Origin of the sequence: Herbaspirillum sp. AP02 (assembly GCF_015767275.1) — a bacterium.
In the GTDB taxonomy this organism is placed as follows: domain Bacteria; phylum Pseudomonadota; class Gammaproteobacteria; order Burkholderiales; family Burkholderiaceae_D; genus Herbaspirillum.
Map to the genome: position 1 here is coordinate 1 of NZ_JADWMY010000010.1, position 21,680 is coordinate 21,680.

At 63.5% G+C, this 21,680-nt stretch carries 16 protein-coding genes; 10 read left to right on the forward strand and 6 right to left on the reverse strand.

The window, feature by feature from the left end:
- The 3 genes from I5R65_RS24320 to I5R65_RS18655 form a co-directional block, all read left to right on the forward strand.
- Positions 1 to 211, forward strand: a 211-nt coding sequence (locus I5R65_RS24320; RefSeq protein WP_231395246.1) for a hypothetical protein, incomplete at its 5' end; no start/stop codon positions are given.
- A gap of 203 nt (positions 212 to 414) precedes the next feature.
- Complete coding sequence (locus I5R65_RS18650; RefSeq protein WP_180670268.1) at positions 415 to 2,673, forward strand: catecholate siderophore receptor Fiu; 2,259 nt, start codon at positions 415 to 417, stop codon at positions 2,671 to 2,673.
- Between the two features lie 154 nt (positions 2,674 to 2,827).
- Positions 2,828 to 3,508: a Fe2+-dependent dioxygenase gene (locus tag I5R65_RS18655; protein WP_180670270.1), complete on the forward strand. Its 681-nt coding sequence runs from the start codon at positions 2,828 to 2,830 to the stop codon at positions 3,506 to 3,508.
- Positions 3,509 to 3,602: 94 nt separating this feature from the next.
- Here the strand turns inward: I5R65_RS18655 and hutH are convergent, their stop codons facing one another.
- On the reverse strand, positions 3,603 to 5,231 hold the full coding sequence (gene hutH / locus I5R65_RS18660) for a histidine ammonia-lyase (protein ID WP_180670272.1): 1,629 nt from the start codon (positions 5,229 to 5,231) through the stop codon (positions 3,603 to 3,605).
- Between the two features lie 32 nt (positions 5,232 to 5,263).
- Complete coding sequence (locus I5R65_RS18665) at positions 5,264 to 6,505, reverse strand: urate hydroxylase PuuD (RefSeq protein WP_180670274.1); 1,242 nt, start codon at positions 6,503 to 6,505, stop codon at positions 5,264 to 5,266.
- Between the two features lie 546 nt (positions 6,506 to 7,051).
- On the opposite strand from I5R65_RS18665, the gene I5R65_RS18670 reads away from it, so the two are divergent.
- The 7 genes from I5R65_RS18670 to I5R65_RS18700 all read left to right on the forward strand — a co-directional run bounded on the left by I5R65_RS18670 (position 7,052) and on the right by I5R65_RS18700 (position 16,655).
- Positions 7,052 to 7,996, forward strand: a complete 945-nt coding sequence (locus tag I5R65_RS18670) for a LysR substrate-binding domain-containing protein (protein WP_180670276.1) — start codon at positions 7,052 to 7,054, stop codon at positions 7,994 to 7,996.
- A 293-nt stretch (positions 7,997 to 8,289) separates the two neighbouring features.
- Positions 8,290 to 9,684 (forward strand): nucleobase:cation symporter-2 family protein, encoded by a 1,395-nt coding sequence (locus tag I5R65_RS18675; RefSeq protein WP_180670278.1) that lies wholly within the window; start codon positions 8,290 to 8,292, stop codon positions 9,682 to 9,684.
- A gap of 273 nt (positions 9,685 to 9,957) precedes the next feature.
- Complete coding sequence (locus tag I5R65_RS18680; RefSeq protein ID WP_180670280.1) at positions 9,958 to 11,721, forward strand: allantoate amidohydrolase; 1,764 nt, start codon at positions 9,958 to 9,960, stop codon at positions 11,719 to 11,721.
- A 559-nt stretch (positions 11,722 to 12,280) separates the two neighbouring features.
- Positions 12,281 to 13,669 (forward strand): 8-oxoguanine deaminase, encoded by a 1,389-nt coding sequence (locus I5R65_RS18685; RefSeq protein WP_180670282.1) that lies wholly within the window; start codon positions 12,281 to 12,283, stop codon positions 13,667 to 13,669.
- Positions 13,670 to 13,693: 24 nt separating this feature from the next.
- Positions 13,694 to 15,241 carry a methyl-accepting chemotaxis protein gene (locus I5R65_RS24430; RefSeq protein WP_180670284.1) on the forward strand — a complete coding sequence of 516 codons (1,548 nt, stop codon included), beginning with the start codon at positions 13,694 to 13,696 and terminating at the stop codon, positions 15,239 to 15,241.
- A 191-nt stretch (positions 15,242 to 15,432) separates the two neighbouring features.
- A complete protein-coding gene (locus tag I5R65_RS18695; RefSeq protein WP_180670286.1) occupies positions 15,433 to 15,975 on the forward strand; it encodes a hypothetical protein in 543 nt (180 codons plus the stop codon).
- Between the two features lie 41 nt (positions 15,976 to 16,016).
- Positions 16,017 to 16,655, forward strand: a complete 639-nt coding sequence (locus tag I5R65_RS18700) for a hypothetical protein (protein ID WP_180670288.1) — start codon at positions 16,017 to 16,019, stop codon at positions 16,653 to 16,655.
- 16 nt (positions 16,656 to 16,671) lie between these two features.
- Here I5R65_RS18700 and pyk read toward each other — a convergent pair whose 3' ends face one another.
- The 4 genes from pyk to gcl are packed head-to-tail and all read right to left on the reverse strand — an operon-like array spanning position 16,672 to position 21,646.
- Positions 16,672 to 18,090: a pyruvate kinase gene (pyk, locus tag I5R65_RS18705; RefSeq protein WP_180670289.1), complete on the reverse strand. Its 1,419-nt coding sequence runs from the start codon at positions 18,088 to 18,090 to the stop codon at positions 16,672 to 16,674.
- Between the two features lie 33 nt (positions 18,091 to 18,123).
- On the reverse strand, positions 18,124 to 19,011 hold the full coding sequence (locus I5R65_RS18710) for a 2-hydroxy-3-oxopropionate reductase (protein WP_077236362.1): 888 nt from the start codon (positions 19,009 to 19,011) through the stop codon (positions 18,124 to 18,126).
- A 59-nt stretch (positions 19,012 to 19,070) separates the two neighbouring features.
- Entirely contained in the window at positions 19,071 to 19,859 is a 789-nt protein-coding gene (gene hyi, locus I5R65_RS18715) for a hydroxypyruvate isomerase (protein WP_180670291.1), read from the reverse strand.
- 11 nt (positions 19,860 to 19,870) lie between these two features.
- Positions 19,871 to 21,646: a glyoxylate carboligase gene (gene gcl, locus I5R65_RS18720; protein ID WP_180670293.1), complete on the reverse strand. Its 1,776-nt coding sequence runs from the start codon at positions 21,644 to 21,646 to the stop codon at positions 19,871 to 19,873.
- Between the last annotated feature and the right edge of the window lie 34 nt (positions 21,647 to 21,680).

A 21,680-nucleotide genomic window follows, 5' to 3' on the forward strand; every position in this document is an offset into this window, starting at 1 on the left:
CTCCCACTTCTCCCCCTTCGCCTCCGAGACTGGCGGAAATGCCTTTTTAAGCCGGATTACCGACGCTTGCCCATTGCTGACCAATCCTGTCCGTATTGTTTGTACAACATCGCGCATACGCGCTTTCATTCGCAAAATCGCGCTATCACAAGGCCTTCCGCACGATCCCTCGCCTGAAGCAATAGGCACCTACCAGAAATTTTTAGAATAAGAATCACTTTTATTTGTAGATTCTTTATAATTGTAAATATCTTGTATCAATTCGAAAACCAACGAGCGATACCGGATAACAAAAAAACACGTACTCGCCAGCCATTGCGGCGGTGCAGGCCGGGTCCCCGCTGACCGACCGGCCGCCCGTCCGACTCATAGCCAGCCAAGAGAACCCAAAACAACTTCTCTCGGAACCTTGCCATGAGCTACATCAAGAGCCGCAAGCACGCGCAGCCCGCGTTCGCTTCGACCCGCCTGTCCGCCGCCGTTGCCGGCGCCCTGCTGCTGCCCGCCGTCGGCGTCCACGCCCAGACCAGCACCCTGCCCAAGGTGGAAGTGACCGCTGCCCAGGAATCGGATTACAAGGCCGACAAGGCCTCCTCCACCAAATACAGCCAGCCGCTGGTGGATACCCCGCAGACCCTGACCGTCATCAAGAAGCAACTGATCGACCAGCAAGGCGCCACCACCCTGACCGAGGCGCTGCGCAACAGCCCCGGCGTGGGCACCTTCTATCTCGGTGAGAACGGCAACACCAGCACCGGCGACGCCATCTACATGCGCGGCTTCGACAGCTCCAGCGCGATCTTCGTGGACAACGTGCGCGACCTCGGTTCGATCTCGCGCGACATGTTCAACATCCAGCAGGTGGAAGTATTGAAGGGTCCGGCCGGCACCGACAGCGGCCGTGGCTCGCCGACCGGTTCCATCAATCTGGTCACCAAGCAGGCCGAGATGAGCAACTTCTTCAACGCCTCCACCACCTACGGCAGCTGGAACCAGAAGCGTGGTACCGCCGACTGGAACAAGGTTCTGGATGAAGACCGCGGCATCGCCCTGCGCCTGAACCTGATGAAGCAGGACAGCGGCGTCCCCGGTCGCCACGAAGTCAAGAATGACCGCTACGGCATCGCGCCCTCGCTGGCCTTCGGCCTGAACGGTCCGACCCGGGTGTTCCTGAACTACCTGCACATCGATCAGGACAACGTCCCCGATGGCGGTGTACCGACCATCGGCCTGCCCGGCTATACCTCGCCGGACCCGGCCCGTCCGTACATCTCCAGCGCCCCGCGCGTGGGTTCCAGCAACTTCTACGGCAGCGTGAACGACTACGACAAGGTCACCTCCGACATGTTCACCGCCCGCGTGGAACATGACTTCTCGCAGGACCTGAAGCTGCAGAACACCACCCGCTACGCCAAGACCACCCAGGATTATTTCCTGACCTCCTTCATGGCGACCGGCACCGCCACCAGCACCCGACCGACCGGCCTGCTCACCCCTTCGGCGACCAATCTGTCGACCTGGACCCTGGCCCGCAACCTGCCCACCCGCAAGGACCAGTCCAATGAAATCCTCACCAACCAGACCAACCTGACGGCCAACCTGAAGACCGGTTCGCTGCAGCACACCCTGGTGGGCGGCGTGGAATTCACGCAGGAAAAACAGCACGCCACCTCCTTCACCACCAGCGGCACGCTGCCGGCGGCCAACCTGTACAGCCCGAACGCCAACTTCGGCAATGGCAGCTTCACCATCACCCCGACCGGCTACAACGATGGCAAGACCGATACCATTTCGGCCTACCTGTTCGACACCGTGAAGTTCAACGAGCAGTGGTCGATCAACGGCGGCATCCGCGAAGACCACTATCGCACTACGTATTACTCCAACGCCGCCGGCACCATCACCAACCTGTCGACCTCGGGCAACCTGTTCAACTGGAAGCTGGCCGCGATCTTCAAGCCGACCGACTACAGCAGCATCTACGCGCTGTATGCCACTTCGCAGCAGCCGCCGGGTGGCGCCAACTTCGCGCTCTCCAGCGCGGTCAACAGCGCCGCCAATTCCAACTACGCACCGCAAAAGACCAAGACCAGCGAACTGGGCACCAAGTGGGATCTGCTGAACAAGAAGCTGGCCGTAACCGCTGCCGTGTTCCATACCGAAGTGAGCAATGAAGTCGAGCAGGACGGCACCTCCGGTCGCTACTTCCAGACCGGCAAGAAGACCGTGCAGGGGATCGAACTGGGCGTGACCGGTGACGTCACCAACAACCTCTCGGTGGCCGCCGGCTACACCTGGATGGACACCAAGGTCGACAGCGGCGCCATCACCACCGCCTCGGGCGAGAACAACCTGGCCTACACACCCAAGCAGGCCTTCACCTCCTGGGCGACCTACCGCCTGCCGCAAGGCTTCACCATCGGTGGCGGTGCACGCTACGTCAGCTCGCTGCTGCGCGGCACCGACGGTGCGGTCGGCACGCCCAAGTACGCCAATTCCTACTGGGTGGTGGACAGCATGCTCGGTTATGTCGTGAACAAGAACGTGGACCTGCAGTTGAATCTCTATAATATTTTCAACAAGGATTACGTAGCGGCAATCAACAAGAGCGGCTATCGTTACACCCCGGGGTCGCCACGCGCCGTGGCACTCACCGCCAACTTCAAGTTCTGACCCTGCCCATGGCGATGATTTGATCTGCCTCAGCCCTGGCGCCATGCACTTTGCCTAAAGTGATGGTGCCCGCTGAGTCCTTCATGGATCAGCCAGACTTGACGGCCCCTCCCGCGTGGAGGGGCCTTTTCATTCGCGACAGGAGTAGTCCATCATGATGCTGCACATTCCCGAAGTCCTCAGCGCCGAGCAGGTGCGCCACATCCGCACCGAACTGGACCGCGCCGACTGGATCGACGGCCGCGCCACCGTCGGCGACCAGGGCGCACGTGTGAAGCGCAACCGGCAACTGCCGGAGCATTCGCCGCTGGGCTTCCAGCTGGGCGAGATCATCCTGGAGGCGCTGCGCAGAAATCCCCTGTTCTTCGCCGCTGCCCTGCCCAAGAAGACCATGCCGCCGCTGTTCAACAGCTACGAAGGCGGCGAACATTATGGCCTGCACGTCGATGGCTCGGTGCGCAACCTGCCCAATGCCGCCGGCAGCATCCGCACCGATGTCTCCACCACGGTGTTCCTGTCGGACCCGGATGAGTACGAAGGGGGCGAGCTGGTGGTGGTCGATACCTACGGCACCCACGAGGTCAAGCTGCCGGCCGGCGACATGATCGTCTATCCCTCCACCAGCCTGCACCGTGTCGAACCGGTCACTCGTGGCGCCCGCGTCTGTTCCTTCTTCTGGACCCAGAGCATGGTGCGCGACGACTGGCAGCGCAGCATGCTCTTCGAACTGGACCGCAACATCTACAGCCTGCGCCAGCAGATCGGCGACACCGATGAAGTGCTGGGACTGACCGGGCATTATCACAACCTGCTGCGGCAGTGGGCGGAAGTGTAATTCTCGAAGTGTAAATTCTTTATATTGTTTAAGCGGAAAAGGCCGTCCGGCATGACACCGGACGGCCTTTCTGCTTTCTTCCCCCAGGGTGGGATCAGACGAAACGTCCGATGGCCGCCGTCACCGCCTCCCGCACCGACCCGCTGACCACGAAGCCCTGCGCGGCCTGCACGTCGTCATGGAACCAGCGGTCGCCCTCCAGGCAGGCCGGGATCTGCCGGCGGATCTCGTCGTAGGCCGCCTGCGTTCCACGGCCCAGCACGAAGTCCTTGAGCAGTTCTTCGGTCATCGTCAGCGCCTGCGCCGCCAGCAGCATTTCCACGCCGATGATGTACTGCGTGTTCTGCACCACCGTCAGGGCCTTGCGCGCGCACCAGGTGGAGTTGGAGATGTGGTCCTCGCTATTGCCCTTGGAGGGGATGCTGTCGACGCTGCCCGGCATGCACAGCGTGCGGTTTTCCATCACCAGCGCACTCATCGAACACTGCACCACCGGATAGCCGGTATTGACGCCGCGCACGCCACTCATCAGGTTGCGCGGCAGCCCCCACGACAGCGTGGGATCGATCAGCCGCGCAATGCGGCGCTCGCAGATGCTGCCCAGGTCGGTGATGGCCATGGCCAGCAGGTCCATGGCCTGGGCCAGGTACTGGCCGTGGAAGTTGCCGCCGGAAATGATCTCGAAACCCTCGCCATCTTCCTTGTTGAAGATCAGCGGGTTATCGGTGGCCGAATTGGTCTCCTTCTCGATGATGGTGTCGATGTAGTCCAGCGCATCGAATACCGGGCCATACACCTGCGGCGCGCAACGCAGCGAATACACATCCTGGATGCGCGCCGTATAGGGGATATCGGTGCGCCGCAATTCGTCCGGCAGTTGCACCGCACGCGCCGCGTGGGTGGTGCGGGTGGAACCCTGCAGGAGGGTGCGGATCACGTCCGCCGTTTTGATCTGCCCGGCGTGCGGCCGCGCCTGCTGGATGCGCGGATCGAAGGCCGACATCTCGGCGCGCATGGCCTCCAGCGTCAACCCCAGCGAGAGGCAGGCATCCGTCAGCAGGTGGCGCGCATCGCGCGCCGCCAGGATAGCCACCGCCAGCGAGGCGGTGCAGCCATTGATCAGCGCCGAGGCATCCTTGGCCTTGAGGTCGAACTTCACCGGTGCGATGCCGGCCTGTTCGATGGCCTGTGGAGCCCGCATGCGCTGCCCCTGGAACATCACCTCGGCCTCGTCGAAACCAGCGATGGCGGCAGCCAGATAGGCCAGCGGTGCCAGGTCGCCGGAGGCCCCCACCGAGCCCTTCTGCGGCATGATGGGGTGGATGCCGGCATTGAGGAAGGCCAGCAGGCGATCCACCACCTCCACCCGGGGCGCGGAATAGTTGGAGGCGAACGCGTTGGCACGCAACAGCATGGTGGCGCGGCTGACTTCCTCGGAGAAGGGTTCACCGATGCCGGCGCTGTGGGCGCGGATCAACTGGGTCTGGAACAGTTCGATATGTTCCACCTTGATGCGCGTGTCCTTGAGCAGCCCCACGCCGGTATTGAAGCTGTACATCATGGGCGCTTCATCGTGCATCCAGGTGCTTTCGATGTAGTCGCGGCTGTGCTTGAGGGCCGCGCGCGATGAGTCAGCCAGGGCGACCTTGAGATGCGGTGCGCGGGCAACGCTGATGACTTGCGCGGCGCTGAGGTTGAAGCCGTCGATGGTGATGGTATGCATGTGTGGTGTCTTCTTTCTGACGTGATCGGAGCCTACTTGGCGCCAGCCTGGAACCAGGCGGCCACGTCGGCGCGTTCTTCGTCGGTCATCTGGGTCATGTTGGCCAGCGGCATGTCCTTGGTCTGGACGGCGCGCTGGAAGATCTTGGCGGCGTGCTGGTGGATCAGCTCAGGGGTCTGCAGCATCATGCCCGCCGGTGCCGTGGCAAAGCCCGCCTGGGTCGGTTTGTCCGAATGGCAGCTGGCGCAGCGCTGGGTGATGATGGTCTGGATCCTGGTGAAGTCGGGCGCTGCCGCTGCAACCGGGGCGCCGCCTGCGGCGGCAGGCGCCGAGGCAGCCACCGGCGCTACCGGGCGCGGCGCGATCGCCACCGCCACGGCCAGCAGCAGGGCCACCCCGGCGATGGGATAGCCGATCGACACCCGGCCCTTGTGCCGCAGATTGAAAAAGTGACGGATCAGCACACCCGCCGCCATGATCGCCGCCAGCACCAGCCAGCTATGGGCATGGGTATAGGTCATCGCATAGTGGTTGCTGATCATGATGAACAAAATGGGCAGCGTGAAGTAGTTGTTGTGCACGCTGCGCTGCTTGCCGCGACGACCGTGGATGGGGTCGGGCGAGCGGCCCTGCTGCATCGCCTCCACCAGCTTGCGTTGCCCGGGGATGATCACCATCAGCACATTGCCGACCATGATGGTACCGATCATGGCACCCACGTGGATATAGGCGGCCCGTCCCGACAGCAGGTGCGTGAGCAGATAGGCCACGGCCACGATGAAGACGAACATCACTAGCCCCAGCAGTCCTTCGCGCTTGCCCAGCGGCGAGCGGCACAGCAGGTCATAGACGATCCAGCCCAGCACCAGCGTGCCAATGCCCACGCCCACCGCTTCGATACCGGAGAGATTGGCCACCGACTTGTCCACCATCATGGCCGAGGCATTGAAGTAATAGACGATGAACAGCATGGCCACGCCGGTGATCCAGGTGGCATAGGCTTCCCACTTGAACCAGTGCAGTTCTTGGGGCAGCTCGGCCGGTGCCACCAGATACTTCTGCGGATTGTAGAAACCGCCGCCGTGGACTGCCCACAGCTCGCCGGAGACACCCTTCTTCTCCAGGTCGCTGCCCGGCTTGGGCGGGCGGATGGAGTTGTCCAGCCAGACGAAATAAAAAGAGGCGCCGATCCAGGCGATGCCCGTGATCAGGTGTAGCCAGCGAACCAGCAGATTGGCCCAGTCGATGCCATATGAAACCAGGAGTGCTTCCATGTCTTCCCCACGCAGGATTGCTGTCCGCCACCGCGACCTACTCCGGACAGGCGAGGCATTGCCTCAGGAATGGGCCGCCATGAAAGCCCTCCCCCGCCATGCATGCCGCATGGAAACTGCTGGATGAGTGGGAGTGAAGGCTTTCCGCGCGCCGGGACGCGCACGAAGCCTAGAAGTGGCGTCGCTGCTGGTCTCCCGTCGTGCTGCCGCTACGACCCGATGGCTGCTGCCATCTGTTGTCTCGGTCCTCGTCCTGCGGCGCTGCCCTCGTGAGGCTGGCAATGGCTGGCGCGGACCGGTTGCACGAACGATAAACGCGGGGACCGTCCAAAACATGGCCGGCAACATATATTTGACATACGAAAGTTCATATACAAAAATGCCCCCTGGATGTGGGACGCTTGCGCTCGCATCACGCCAGGCCGCCGCCGCGAGCCGGCCTCGGTGAATAACAACGACAAGGCACCCACCCGATGCGGCGCCATCAGAGTGAACGAAAAACCGTCACCTGCCCCACGCTAGAACAAAGACCCCGGAGACATCCCCATGTCCAGGCTGCCTGACCACCTCGATATCCACCTCATCCGCATCCTCTATCTGTTGCTGTGCGAAAAGAATGTCTCACGCGTGGCCCTGAAACTGAACCAGCCGCAACCCTCGATCTCCGCTTCGCTGCGCAAGCTGCGGGAGCTCACCGGTGATCCCCTGCTGGTGCGCGGCGCCCGTGGCATGGTACCGACCCAGCATGGCGAAAGCCTGTTGAAACCGGCCAAGCGCATCCTCGACGAGACCGAACGCCTGTTCGTCCCCAAGACCGCCTTCCTGCCGCAGGAGGAAGAGCGTACCTTCCACATCGCCGCGCCGGACTACATGAACACCCCCTTCTTCACCGAGGTGATCGCCCGCCTGCGTCGCGAATCACCGCGCAGTCACATCGTGATCCACGCGCTGGGCCCGGATACCGACTACGTGCGCCTGCTCTCGGACGGGGAACTGGACCTGGTCATCGCCAACTGGGACGAGCCACCCGCGCACCTGCACCTCACCAAGCTGTTCGACGACCCCATCGTCTGCCTGATGCGCGCCGACTGCGCCTATGCCAAGCGCACCGCGCGCGATGCGATGACCATCGAGGACTATCTCTCCCTGCCCCACGCCGCGCCTTCGCAGATCCTGCCCGGCTATCACGGCACCATCGACAGCTTCCTGGAAAAACAGAACCTGCACCGCAACGTGGTGGTGGAGTCGGCCCACTTCCGCATGCTGCCCTACATGGTGGCGCAGACCGACCTGGTGCTGACGGCCGGCCAGCAGTTCGCCAGCTTCTACGAAAAGCTGCTGGCCCTGAAAAGCTATACGGTGCCCATCAAGTTCCCGCCGCTGCGCTTCTACCAGCTCTGGCACGAGCGCGTACACCAGGCCACCGAGCACAAGTGGCTGCGCGCCCAGGTGAGCGCGGCCGCCAAGCTGCTGGCCCAGGGGCGGGCATGAGGGACATGGCTGGCATGGCGGCAGCCCGCCAGGACGCCGGCCAGCAAAGGGAAATGACACCCGACCATATATCGCCCGGACGTGTAGCGGTATGCCGGGGCCACTATATCGCCCCTGCCGGATTGCTTTAGTATCGCCAGCATCAGGCCGGTATCCGCCTCCAAAGCGCACAGGAAGGCAGAACACGGCACTGAGCCGGAACCACATTCAAGCGACAAGGCCGGCCCCGTTCCAGACAGCCGGGGCAAGGTCACATGTCAGGTTCCTCCATAAAAAATACCAGGAGACAGCCCATGCAAGCCCCCAGCCATCCAGTGGATGAACGCCTACCCGTATTCAAGCTCTTCGCGCTCGGCATGCAGCACGTGCTGGTGATGTATGCCGGTGCGATTGCCGTGCCGCTCATCATCGGCGGTGCCCTGAACCTGCCCAAGTCCGAGATCGCCTACCTGATCAGTGCCGACCTGTTCTGCTGTGGCGTGGTCACCATCATCCAGAGTGCCGGTATCTGGAAGTTCGGCATCCGCATGCCGGTCATGATGGGCGTGACCTTCGCCGCCGTGGGGCCGATGGTGGCCATGGCCAACAATCCCCAGCTCAACATCCTGCACATCTATGGCGCGGTGATTGCCTCGGGCCTGTTCTGCATCCTGGCCGCGCCCTACATGAGCAAGCTCATGCGCTATTTCCCACCGGTGGTGACGGGTACCGTGATCACGGTGATCGGGGTCTCGCTGATGGGCGTGGGCATCAACTGGGCGGCGGGCGGACAACCGGTGATCGGCAAGCTGGTCGACGGCGTCTTCGTCAAGGTCCCCAATCCCGACTATGGCTCACCGCTGTCGCTGTCGATTGCGGCGGTGGTGCTGGTGGCCATCCTGCTGATCACCAAGTACGCGCGGGGGTTCATCTCCAATATCTCGGTATTGCTGGGCATGGTGGTGGGCTTCGTGATCGCCTTTGCACTGGGCAAGATCAGCTTCGACGGCCTGGACGCGGCCGACTGGTTTGCCTTCATCCAGCCCTTCCACTATGGCCTGCCGCAGTTCGACCTGGCCTCCATCATCAGCATGTGCCTGGTGATGATCGTGACCATGATCGAATCGACCGGCATGTTCATAGCCCTGGGCGACATCGTCGGCCGCCGGATCGACGACCGCGCGCTCGCCAGCGGCCTGCGTGTGGATGGCCTGGGCACCGTGATCGGCGGCATATTCAACACCTTCCCTTATACCTCGTTCTCGCAGAACGTCGGGCTGGTGGGGGTGACCGGCATTCGCAGCCGCTTCGTCTGCGTGGCAGCCGGCGTGATCCTGATCGCCTTTGGCCTGTTCCCCAAGATGGCGCACGTGGCGGCTTCGATCCCGCAATTCGTGCTGGGCGGCGCCGGCATCGTGATGTTCGGCATGGTAGCGGCGACCGGGATCAAGATCCTCTCCAAGGTCGATTTCCACAATAACCGCAACAACCTCTTCATCGTTGCCATCAGCATCGGCGTGGGCATGATCCCCATCGTCGCCCCCACCTTCTTCGACAAGATGCCGCACCTGCTGGGCACCATCTTCCACAGCGGCATCCTGCTGGCCTCGGCCATGGCGGTGGGCCTGAACCTGTTCTTCAACGGCCGCGGCAGCGAGGAAGACGTGGCCCGCTATGCGGTAGCGGCGGCACAAAGCTCGGATCACTGAGCGCAGGCGCGGTCTTGCCATCGACAGATATGCCAAAGCCGATACGCGCCAGATGAAACCGTTGATGCCATCCGGGCCAAGATGTTTTAAAGTCTCACCTGCGCCCGGATACCCACCGGGCGCGCCCGCTGCCCTCCCCGGACGGCAGCGGCAACCCACAATCACAGACAACAATCGGCGCCGACAATACTGATTTTCAGATGGTGGGCGCCGGTATTGATCGCAACAGCAACGAACCAGCGAGGGAGCCGGCGCAGACCGACCGGCCAGCACATGACGACGACACTGCAACAATTGAACGAGGCCGATGCCTCCGCCTTCATCGCCGCCCTGCACGGCATCTACGAGCATTCGCCCTGGATTCCCGAGCGCGCCGCGCTGCAGCGTCCCTTCCGCAACATCACCGCCCTGAAACTGGCCCTGCAGAACGTCGTCACCGACGCCAGCCGCGCCGAACAACTGGGCCTGATCCGCGCCCACCCGGAACTGGCCGGCCGCGCCGCCATCGCCGGCGAACTGACCGCCGAATCCACCGGCGAGCAGGCCCGGGCCGGCCTGAACCAGTGCAGCCCGGAGGAATTTACCCGCCTGCAACAGCTCAACACCGATTACAACGCCCGCTTCGGCTTCCCCTTCATCCTGGCCGTGAAAGGCCCGACCGGCGCTGGCCTGACGCGCCAGCAGATCATCGCCACTTTCGCCCGTCGCCTGCGCAACCAGGTCGAAGACGAACTGCGCGAAGCCCTGCGCCAGATCGGCCGCATTGCCGAGATGCGCCTGAACGACCTGCTGGGCCATCGCCCGCAACTGGGCGCCACCGTCATGCAATGGGCCGAGGAAATCGGCGCCCTGTCCGAAGACGAAGGCGCCCTCACCTGCACCTACCTGACCGACACCCACCGCCGCACCGCCGACCAGATCGCCCAATGGATGCGCGAAGCCGGCATGCACGTCCACATCGATGCGGTGGGCAACGTGGTCGGGCGCTACCTCTCCAGCGACCCGCAGGCCAAGACCCTGATGACCGGCTCGCACTACGACACGGTGCGCAACGGTGGCAAGTACGACGGCCGCGAAGGCATCCTGCTGCCCATCGCCGTGGTCAGGCACCTGCATGAGCGGGGCGAGACCCTGCCCTTCCACTTCGAAGTCATCGGCTTCTCGGAAGAGGAAGGCGTACGCTTCAAGAGCACCTTCCTGGGCAGCAATGCCGTCACCGGCCAGTTCGACATGAAGCTACTCGACCTGCAGGACAAGGACGGCATCAGCATGCGCGAGGTCATCACCCAGGCCGGCCACGACGTCACCGCCATCCCGCAGATCGCCCGCGATGCCGCCGATATCCTGGGCTATGTCGAAGTCCACATCGAACAGGGCCCGGTCCTGTTGAACCGCGACCTGCCGGTCGGCATCGTCACCTCCATTGCCGGCAGCTCACGCTACCTGGTCGACCTGAAAGGCGTGGCCAGCCACGCCGGCACCACGCCGATGGACATGCGCAAGGACGCCGCTGCTGCGGCCGCCGAGATCATCCTCTATGTGGAACAGCGCTGCTCGCAGGACCAGCATGCCGCCCTGGTCGGCACGGTCGGCCAGTTGCAGGTACCCCGCGGCTCCACCAACGTCATCCCTGGCGCCTGCCAGCTCTCGCTGGACATCCGCGCCGCCCGCGACGACATCCGCCTGGCCGCGGTCAAGGACATCCTCGCCAAAATCGAAGACATCGGCACACGGCGCAGCATCGACATCAAGCTGGAAGAAACCCTGAGCGCCCCGGCCGCCCCCTGCGCCCCCTGGCTGATGGAACAACTGGCCGCCGCCACCGAACGCGCCGGCGTCCCGCCCTTCGAACTGGCCTCCGGTGCCGGCCACGACGCGATGGCCATCGCCCGCCTGACCGACGTCTGCATGCTCTTCACCCGCTGCGGCAACGGCGGCATCAGCCACAACCCGCTGGAGACCATGACGGCCGATGATGCGGAGGTATCGGGACAGATCCTGCTGGATTTCCTGCGCAGCTTCAGGACGAAAAATTAATTATTTATATAATTTAAAAGATTCAGAAGTAAGTACATCGGCACGAAACTGCTGAGCTACCCAGTAACGGCGCGAAGCCGAAGGCGAGCAAGTCACCGCGAAGCCGAAGGCGAGCCCCCCGCGAGGCCGAAGGCGAGCCGGACACGCTTTCCCCCTTGGGAGCCAGCCGCCGGAGTGAAGCCGCAAGTGGATCAGAAAAATAGTGGGAGCGAAGCGACTCTATTTTTCCCACTTGCGGCTTCACTCCGGCGGGCACCCTCCGCAGGAGGGCTGGCTCTTGGGGGCCGTTTTCTTTGCTTACTTTCTTTGGCGGGCCAAAGAAAGTGAGCGGCTGCCGGGCCGCCCCCGGCGCTCCCCTGCGACCGGAGAAAGATCAGAATCAAACCAGAGCGCACACAAGCATTCCGTGCAGACTAACCCGCTCAACATGTAGTCCACCCAGCAACCCCATCCGCCGCAGCGTTAATAGGGCAAGAAAGGGACTCCCCCTGTCACCTGCGTCGCCCCGCAAGCAAGCCAATCCAACAGAAACAAGGAACCCAAGAAGGAGTCCAGCAACATGCAACACAAGCCAAACAGCAAGACCCTGCTGATCAGGAACGCCCGCGTGCTCGTCACCATGAACGACACCCGCGAAGAAATTCCACAAGGCGCCGTCTACATCCGCGACAACGTGATCGAACAGATCGGCAAGAGCGCCGACCTGCCGCAGCAAGCCGATGAAATCATCGATGCCACCCACCACGTCGTCATCCCCGGCCTGGTCAACACCCACCACCACATGTACCAGAGCCTTACGCGCGCCATTCCCTCGGCGCAGAATGGCGAACTGTTCAACTGGCTCACCAATCTCTACCCGATCTGGGCCGGCCTCACCCCCGAGATGATCCAGGTATCCACGCTTACTGCCATGGCCGAGCTGATCCTCTCCGGCTGCACCACCAGCAGCGACCACCTCTACATCTACCCCAACCAGACCCGCCTGGACGACAGCCTCGAAGCCGCGACCCAGATAGGCATGCGCTTCCACGGCGCCAGAGGCGCCATGAGCGTAGGCCAATCCAAGGGCGGCCTGCCGCCGGATAGCGTGGTGGAAGACGAAGAAACCATCCTCCAGGACAGCCGTCGCCTGATCGAGACCTACCACGACCCTGCGCGTCACGCCATGCAGCGCATCGTGGTCGCCCCCTGCTCGCCCTTCTCGGTCTCGCGCGACCTTATGCGCGAGGCCGCCGACCTGGCCCGCCACTACGGCGTCTCCCTGCACACCCACCTGGCTGAGAACGTCAACGACATCGCCTACAGCCGCGAAAAATTCAACATGACCCCGGCCCAATACGCCGAGGACTGCGGCTGGGTCGGCCACGACGTCTGGCACGCCCACTGCGTGCAACTGGACGACCATGGCATCGATCTCTTTGCCCGCACCGGCACCGGCGTGGCGCATTGCCCCTGTTCCAACATGCGCCTGGCCTCCGGCATCGCCCCCATCCGCAAGATGCTGGACGCGGGCGTACCGGTCGGACTGGGGGTGGATGGCAGTGCCTCCAACGACAGCGCCCACATGCTGGGTGAAGTGCGTCAGGCCATGCTGCTGCAGCGGGTAGGATTCGGCCCGGACGCCATGACGGCGCGTCAGGCGCTGGAGATCGCCACCCTGGGTGGCGCGAAGGTATTGAATCGGGACGACATCGGCGCGCTCAAACCCGGCATGTCAGCCGACCTGGTGCTGTTCGACACGCGCCAGCTGGCCTTTGCCGGGGCGCTGCATGACCCGGTGGCTGCGCTGGTGTTCTGCACCCCGGCCAATGTGGACTACAGCATCATCAACGGCCGCGTGATCGTGCGCGAGGGGCAGTTCACCAGTATCGATCTGGGGGTGGTGCTGGAGCGGCACAACGCCCTGTCGCTGCAACTGGCTGAAGCGGCCCGCTCATCCGCCCACTAAGCCACCCTCACTCCGGAGTCGAACATGCGTATCTCGGACATGAAGATCGGCGCCCGCCTGGCGCTGGGTTTTGGCGCAGTCATGGTGCTCCTGCTGGCCATCGCCATACTCGGCAACCTGCAACTGGGACGACTGGCCGATGGCATCGGCCTCATCGTCAAGGACCGCTATCCCAAGACGGTCATGGCCAACACGGTACAGATCCAGGTCAACAAGATCGCCCTGGATATCCGCGACATCCTGCTCACCAGCGACCCCGAGCGCATAAAGGCCCTGGCCGCCGATGCCACGGCGGCCGACCGCAGGATGAACGAGTACCTGACCAGGCTGCAGCAAGTGGCACGCACCGAGGAAGACAGGCGATACGTGGAAGCCGCCATCGCGGCACGCCAGACCTACGTCCCCGCGCGCGACCAGCTCATGGCCCTGGCCATGGCGGGTCGCACCGATGAAGCCAAGGCCTTCCTGCCGCAGCAATTCATGCCGGTGCAGATCAAGTACTTCATTGCGCTCGATGCCATGTTCGACTACCAGGGTGGCCTGATGGATGCGGCCGGTGAAGCAGCCACCCGGGATTCGGCCAGTGCCCGTCTGCTCATCAACAGCCTGGCCGTGGTCGCTCTGCTGCTGGCTGCCGCAGTCGCGTGGCTGGTCTCGCGCAGCATCTCGCGCCCGCTCGGGCATGCCGTGAGCGTGGCACGGCGCGTGGCCGAAGGCGACCTGTCCACGCAGGTGAAAGTCACCTCGCGCGACGAGACCGGCGAGCTGATGGCTGCCCTGAAACTGATGAATGAGAACTTGCGCAACATCGTTGGTCGCGTGCACCAGGGCAGCAATACGATCCACCATGCCGCCGGTGAAATCGCCAGCGGCAACCTGGATCTCTCGGCCCGTACCGAGCAACAGGCCGGCTCGCTGGAGGAAACCGCCTCGGCCATGGAAGAGCTGACCACCACAGTCAGACAGAACGCCGACAACGCTCGCCAGGCCACGCAACTGGCCAGCACCGCCTCCGCCATCGCGGTACAGGGCGGGAGCGTGGTGCATCAGGTGGTCGATACGATGGCTGACATCAATGCGTCCTCACGGCAGATCGTGGACATCATCGCGGTCATCGACGGCATCGCCTTCCAGACCAATATCCTCGCGCTCAATGCCGCCGTGGAAGCCGCGCGTGCCGGCGAACAGGGACGCGGCTTTGCGGTGGTGGCCTCGGAGGTGCGCTCGCTGGCCCAGCGCAGCGCTAGCGCCGCCCGCGAGATCAAGACCCTGATCCATGACTCGGTGGGCAAGATCGAAAACGGCAGTAGCCTGGTGCAGCAGGCCGGCAGCACCATGGAGGATGTGGTGGCCAGCGTGCAGCGGGTCAACACCATCATCGCCGAGATCAGCCGGGCCAGCCAGGAACAGAGCACGGGCCTGGAAGAAATCAACCGGGCCATCACCCAAATGGACGAATCGACCCAGCAGAACGCGGCCCTGGTGGAACAGGCCGCCGCAGCCGCTCAGGCCATGCGTGATCAGGCGGTGCAATTGCAGGAGGCGGTGGGGGTGTTCAAGCTGGCAGTGTGACGACTGCAGCGTAAGGTCATTCCCAACGCGCGCTTCAAGCAGATCGCCTTCACCGGTGCTCGCCGCGCTGGCATGGACCCACAGCATTGGAACGTCTTACAATCCCCTGTCACATGACGTAATATGTGCGACGGCTGGCGATCGGCCCCACGTCCGGTGCGCCTGCCTATAAAAATCAATCAGGGGAAACAATGAACGTTCGAATTGCCACCGCAGGCGGGTTCCGTACTTGCGCTGCGCTTTCCATCGCATTGGCGCTGACAGCCTGTGCCACCCGCACACCCTTACTGCCCGAGAACTATGCTGGACCGACGGCCATCCTCAAGGACTCGGCCGAGATGCTCACCATGAGCAAGGCCGACATGTACTATGCCACCAACATCAATGCCGTCGATGTCAACAATGTACGCTCCGCTACACAAGGCGCGAGCCAAGGGCGCGGTGCTCTGATGCTGCTGCAGAAGGTGGAGCGCCGTATCCCCGCAACACCGCTCAAGGTACAGGTCGTGGCAAGGACGGCCTATGCCATGCCTATCATGGCGATGACCGGTACGGTCTATCAGGTCAAGGGCGAAATCGATTTCACGCCGGAACCCGACAAGAACTATGTCGTGCGCGGCAAGCTGGGGCCGACCTACAGCGCAGTGTGGATCGAAGAAGAGGCCAGCAGCACACTGGTAGGCAAGAAGATCGAAGTCAACGGTTCAGCCGAACTGGGATTCTTCGATAAATAAAGACAGCGTCGCGGCCTTGCAGCGCAATCCTACCCACGATCATGAAAAAAATCCTTCTGCTGTGCGCCAGCACGTGTGCGCTGCTGTTGAGCGGCTGCACCGCCTACCCCATTGCCGCCTATCGTGATAGCGCGATGATGCGCGCGAGCTCGGCTGATTTGACGCACAGTGATGCGCCATTGAAATTGAAGATGGAAGTGCAGTGGCTGATGAATGGCCGCGCGCCCGATACCAACGCGCAGCCGATGCAGATCACCCCGCCCGGGCCGGACCCCCTGATGTTGCGCAACGCATTGGAAGCCGCATTCCGACAGACAGGGGTCATCGAGATCAGCCAGAACGACGCCGTGGGCGTGGTCAAGGTCACGCTCAATGACGTTTCCGATATTGCCGAGGCGATCAATCAAGGGGTACGCCTGGGTGAAACATGGGGGGACGGCCATGTCACCACCAAGGAAGAGATGACGATGTCTCTTGCCATCCGAGTCGGAGACAAGAGTGCGCATTCACCAGCGGTACGCGGCGCGTTCTATATCATGCTGGCCAAATCCCGCCTACCGGATGACCCGCGCCTGCAACCCGCCAGATCCGTTCAGGAAGACCTGTTCCAGCAATTGCTGATCAAGTGCCTGCTGGCATTGGACAAGGACGGCAGTCTGCAACGCCTGCAGGCACCCTGATACCGGTATCTGCCGCTCAGCCCCACACCTCCGCCACCCGCAACAGATTGGTGCTGCCCGGCTGTCCGAAGGGCATGCCGGCGGTGATGCCGATCTGGTCCCCCTTGCGCGCAAATCCCTCCCGCACCGCTGCCTGGCAGGCGGCACCGACCAACTGGCTTTCGTCGTGCATCTGTTCGCTGATGGTGGAATGCACGCCCCATACCAGCGCCAGCCGTCGGGCTGTCGTCAGTTGCGGGGTAATGCAGAGGATGGGCGCGGCCGGGCGTTCGCGGGCGGCGCGCAGGCTGGTGTGGCCGGAGCTGGTGTAGGTCACCGTGGCGCTGGCACCGAGGATGCCGGTGACGTCGCGCAGAGCGGCGCAGATGGCGTCCGGGCGATTGCGCTGCGGGGGCGCGTACTGGGCCTGCATCAGGGTGCGGTAGAGCGGGTCTTTCTCCACCTCGGTGATCACGCGGTCCATCATCGTCACCGCCTGCAACGGATAGTCCCCATTGGCCGATTCAGCCGAGAGCATCACCGCGTCCGAGCCATCATAGATGGCACTGGCCACGTCCGAGACTTCAGCGCGGGTGGGGACCGGGGCGCTGATCATGGATTCCAGCATCTGGGTGGCAATCACGACCGGCTTGCCCTGCTGGCGGCAGGCACGCAGGATGCGCTTTTGCGTGCCCGGCACGCATTCCGGGGGCAGCTCCACGCCAAGGTCGCCGCGCGCCACCATGATGGCGTCCGAGACGTCGACAATCTCTTCCAGCCGGTCCAGCGCAGCAGGCTTTTCCAGCTTGGAAAGAATGGCGGCGCGGCCTGCAACCAGGATGCGGGCTTCCTTCACATCTTCGGGACGTTGTACGAAGGATAGTGCGATCCAGTCCGCGCCCATGTCCAATGCGAAATCGAGGTCGCGCCGGTCCTTGGCGGTGAGCGCCGGGATAGGCAGCACGGCATCGGGCACGTTGACGCCTTTACGGTCAGACAACACGCCGCTGTTGACCACGCGGGTAAGGATGCGGGCGCTATCGCTGGATTCGACCTGCAGCCGCACCTTGCCATCATCGATCAACAGGCTTTGCCCGGGGCCGATGACCTCGAACAATTCCGGATGCGGCAGGCATACCCGGCGAGCGTCCCCTGGCGTCGCATCGTGGTCCAGCACGAAGACCTGCCCGGCCTCGATGCTCACACGGCCTTGGGCGAACTGGCCGATGCGCAGCTTGGGGCCTTGCAGGTCGGCCAGTACGGCGATGGGCCGGCCGACGGCATGTTCCACCTGGCGCACGATGCGGTAGCGCACCGCATGGTCGGCGTGGCTGCCATGGCTGAAGTTGAAACGGAACACGTCGGCACCCGCCTCGAAGAGGGCGCGGATCATCTCCGGCGTGGCACTGGCGGGACCGAGGGTGGCGACGATCTTGGCCTGGCGTTGGCGGCGCATTGGATATCCTCCTGATCTGGTCGGGATCAAGGCTCAGGCCTGGGCGATTTCATGATTGGACATGATCTCCACGGCGCGGCACAGCGCTGAGTGATCCAGCCCGCTCAGGCCATGGGCGGCGCAGGCATTCATCAGCTCCTGCGCGGTGGCGGTGTTGGGCAGGCTGATGCCCAGCGCCTTGGCACCTTGCAGGGCCAGGTTCAGGTCCTTCTGGTGTAACTCGATGCGGAAGCCCGGGTTGAAGCTGCGCTTGACCATGCGCTCGCCATGCACCTCCAGGATGCGCGAGGCGGCGAAACCGCCCATCAGTGCCTGCCGCACCCGGGCCGGATCGGCACCGGCCCTGGAAGCGAACAGCAGTGCCTCGGCCACGGCCTGGATGTTCAGGGCCACGATGATCTGGTTGGCGACCTTGGTGGTCTGGCCGTCACCGTTGCCGCCCACCAGGGTGATGTTCTTGCCCATCAGTTCGAACAGGGGCTTGACGTCGTTGAAGGCCGATTCCGATCCGCCGACCATGATGGTCAGCGAGGCGGCCTTGGCGCCGACTTCGCCACCCGAGACCGGTGCGTCCAGGTACTGGCAACCGAGGGCGTTGATCTTCTGCGCGAACTCCTTGGTGGCGATGGGCGAGATGGAACTCATGTCGACCACGATCTTGCCGGGCGAGAGGCCTTCGGCCACGCCCTTTTCGCCGAACAGCACAGCCTGGACGTGCGGCGTATCCGGCACCATGACGATGACGATGTCGGCGCGCTTGGCCACTTCCGCGCCCGAGGTGCAGACGGTGGCACCGCCTTCCAGCAATCCCGCCGGCGGATTTTTCTGGTCATGCAGGTAGAGCTTGTGGCCGCCTTGTTGCAACTTGTCCGCCATGGGTGCGCCCATGATCCCCAGGCCGATGAATCCGACTTTTGCCATGCTGTGTCTCCTCAAGAAAAGATGAAATCCTGCTTGCGCGCACTTGCGCACTCATGCACTCACGCGTGCTGCAAGCCGTGTTGCGCCATCCAGCCCAGGCCGGCGACGGTGCCGGCCTGCGGTTTGTATTCGCAGCCGATCCAGCCGCGATAGCCGATCTCCTGCAGCCAGCCGAACAGGTAGCGGTAATTGATTTCGCCGCTGCCGGGCTCGCCACGTCCGGGGTTGTCGGCCAGTTGCACGTGGCCGATCAGGGAGAGGTTAGCCTTGAGGGTGTTGGCCAGTTCGCCCTCCATGCGCTGCATGTGATAGATGTCGTACTGGACGAAGAGATTGTCCGAGCCGGTGGCCAGGATCAGTTCTACCGCCTGGCGCGTGGTGTTGAGGAAGAAGCCGGGGATATCGAAATGGTTGATCGGTTCGATCAGCAGGCGGATGCCCTGCTCCTTGAGCTTGCTGGCGGCATACTTGAGATTGCCCACCAGCACCTCGCGGGCGGCCTCGCGCGCGACACCCGGCGGCAGGATGCCGACCAGGCAGTTCAGTTGCGGCACCTCCAGCGCCTTGGCATAGCGGATCGCCTCATCGATACCGGCGCGGAACTCGGCCACCCGGTCCGGGTGGCAGGCAATGCCCCGCTCACCCGCATCCCAGTTGCCGGCCGGCAGGTTGTGCAATACCAGTTGCAGGCGATGGGTGCGCAGCTGGTCGGCGATCTGCTGCGGCGTGAAGGCATACGGGAACAGGAATTCCACGCCCTTGAAACCGGCATCGGCCGCAGCCTTGAAGCGTTCCAGGAAAGGCTGTTCAGTAAACAGCATGGTGAGATTGGCGGCAAGTCGGGTCATGGTGCCTCCTCTTAGTCCAGCAGGCTGATGGCGGTGGGCGCATCCTCGGCGCGCTCGGCCAGGGCTTCGAATTCATTGATGGCATCGATCTCGGTGCCCATGGCGATGTTGGTGACGCGCTCCAGGATGATCTCCACCACCACCGGCACGCGATACTCGGCCATCCAGCGCTGCGCCTGGACCAGCGCATCCTGGATGCCGTTGGGGTCGGTCACGCGGATGGCCTTGCAGCCCAGACCCTCGACGACGGCCACATGGTCCACGCCATAGCCCTGCAGTTCGGGGGCGTTGATGTTCTCGAAGGCCAGCTGCACGCAGTAGTCCATCTCGAAGCCGCGCTGGGCCTGGCGGATCAGGCCGAGGTAGGAGTTGTTGACCAGCACGTGCAGGTAGGGCAGCTTGAATTGCGCACCCACGGCGAGTTCTTCGATCATGAACTGGAAGTCGTAGTCGCCCGAGATGGCCACCACCTTCTTCTGCGGATCGGCCGCCACCACGCCCAGCGCGGCGGGGATGGTCCAGCCCAGCGGACCGGCCTGGCCGCAGTTGATCCAGTGGCGGTCCTTGTAGACATGCAGGAATTGCGCCGCCGCGATCTGCGACAGGCCGATGGTGGCGACGTAGCAGGTATCGCGGTCGAAGGCGCGGTTCATTTCTTCATAGACGCGCTGCGGCTTGACCGGTACCTCGTTGAAATGGGTGCGCCGCTGCAGGGTCTTCTTGCGCTGCTGGCACTCCGTCAGCCAGGCCGAGCGGTCCGGCAGGCGGCCCGCCGCCTTGAGCTCGCGCGCCACCTCGACGAACAGCTTCAGGGCCGCACCGGCATCGCTGACGATGCCATAGTCGGGACCAAAGACCCGGCCGATCTGGGTCGGTTCGATGTCGACGTGGACGAACTTGCGGCCCTTGGTGAAGACATCGATGGAGCCGGTATGGCGATTGGCCCAGCGGTTGCCGATGCCCAGCACGAAGTCCGAGGCCAGCAGGGTGGCATTGCCATAGCGATGGCTGGTCTGCAGACCAACCATGCCGGCCATCTGCGGATGGTCATCGGGGATGGCGCCCCAGGCCATGAGGGTGGGGATCACCGGCACCCCGGTCAGCTCGGCGAACTCCACTGCCAGCGCAGCCGCATCGGCATTGACCACGCCCCCGCCGATGGTCAGCAGCGGACGTTCTGCGGCGTTGAGCATCTCCAGGGCCTTCTCGATCTGGGCGCGGGTGGCGGCGGGACGATAGACCGGCAGCGGCGCATAGGTATCGGGATCGAAATCGATCTCGGCCATCTGCACATCGAAGGGCAAATCGATCAGCACCGGCCCCGGGCGGCCCGAGCGCATCAGGTGGAAGGCCTGCTGGAACACGCGCGGCACCTGGGCCGGCTCGCGCACGGTCACGGCCCACTTGGTGACGGGTTTGGCGATGGATTCGATGTCCACGGCCTGGAAGTCTTCCTTGTAGAGCCGCGCACGCGGCGCCTGGCCGGTCACGCACAGGATGGGAATGGAATCGGCCTGGGCCGAATAGAGGCCGGTGATCATGTCGGTGCCGGCCGGCCCGGAGGTACCGATGCACAGGCCGATGTTGCCGGCCCTGGCGCGGGTATAGCCCTCGGCCATGTGGGAGGCCCCCTCCACATGGCGCGCCAGGATGTGTCCGATGCCGCCGTGCTTTTTGAGGGCCGAATAGAAGGGGTTGATGGCCGCGCCCGGCACGCCAAAGGCCTGCAGGCAGCCCTCCTTGACCAGTACATGCACTGCCGCGTCGACTGCTCTCATCTTTGCCATGCTCGTTCTCCAGATGTCCGTTGGGATGGTGTTG